The organism is Roseateles sp. DB2 (genome assembly GCF_051857535.1).
GTDB lineage: Bacteria > Pseudomonadota > Gammaproteobacteria > Burkholderiales > Burkholderiaceae_C > Roseateles_B.
Genome location: NZ_JBPZGY010000049.1, coordinates 1 through 1,255 on the forward strand (window position 1 = coordinate 1; position 1,255 = coordinate 1,255).

A 1,255-nucleotide genomic window follows, 5' to 3' on the forward strand; every position below is an offset into this window, starting at 1 on the left:
GGCCAGGTGGCACAGGCTGGCCACGCTCACGCCCAGGCGGCGGGCCTGGGTGCGCAGCCCGCTGCTCAGCGAATCTGGCAGCGCCAGGTGGGCTTCCCCGACCTGGCTGCCATCGCCCTGCACGTCCGACAGGCCGTAGGGCAGCGTCGGCTCGTCCACATCGCCCAATTGCTCGCGGAAGTAGGCCTCGTGCTGGGCCGGCGTCAGGCCCAGCCGCGTCTGGGCCACATAGTTGCGGAAGGGCTGCGGGGGCGGCAGTGCACCTTCTCGCGCTTCAATCAGCTGCGCAATCTCCTTCTGCATCAGCTCCAGCGCATGGTGGTCCAGGATGAGGTGATGCACCAGCAGTGCCATCAGCCAGCCCCCATGCGCTGGATCACGCATCAAGTGCGCCTCCATCAGCGGCGCTTTGCCCAGGTTCAAGCGGCAGGCCCTTGGATTGGTGAGTCTCATGAGCTGACTCTCGGCGCTGGAGCCATCGTCCAGGGCGTCGTGGCAGATCGTGGGCAACTCAACCTGCCGATGCACCAGTTGCACCGGATCGTTCAGCCCGCTCCAGTGGAAGCTGGTCCTCAGCACGTCATGGCGGTTCATGACCTGCTGCAACGCCGTCAGGTAAGCACTCAGGTGCGACTGCTTCTTGAAACGCAGGGCTACTCGCAGCAGGTAGACATCGCTGTCCTTTTCCAGGAGATGATGGAACAGCATGCCGCTTTGCAGCGGCGCCAGCGGGTAGATGTCCTGCACATTGGCTGCACCTCCTGGAACGGCTGCGACCAAGCCATCCAGCTCCTGCTGGCTCAGCGTCACCAGCGGAAGCATGTCGGGTGTCAGGTCTTGCGCATTCTCCGGAATCCTGGAGTCCGGCGCGACAACGTTGGCATTTGCCCAGTCATCAGCCGCGGCAAGCTGCCGCTCAGGAAGCTGCGCAGCCAGTTGGCTGAGACTGGCTGCTGTGAACATCATGCGCACGTCGCCGACCAGTCCATGGGCGGCCATTCGTGATACCAGCTCCAACGCCAGCAGCGAGTGTCCGCCCAGCTCGAAGAAGTTGTCGTGCCGGCCCACGCGCGGCAGCTGCAGCACCTCGGCCCACAGTGCGGCGAGCTGTTCTTCCAGCTCGCCTTGCGGTGCCTCGTAGCCCCGCGCGGCCAGGGCCTGCAGGTCCGGTGCCGGCAGCGCGCGGCGGTCCAGCTTGCCGTTGGGTGTCAGGGGCAGTGCGTCCAGGCGCACGAAGGCGCTGGGCACCATGTAG

Annotated in this window: 1 protein-coding gene; it reads right to left on the reverse strand. The window is 65.7% G+C overall.

The window, feature by feature from the left end; genetic code table 11:
• On the reverse strand, positions 1–1,255 hold a 1,255-nt coding region (locus tag ACS5PK_RS22625; RefSeq protein WP_439442519.1), incomplete at both ends, for a condensation domain-containing protein.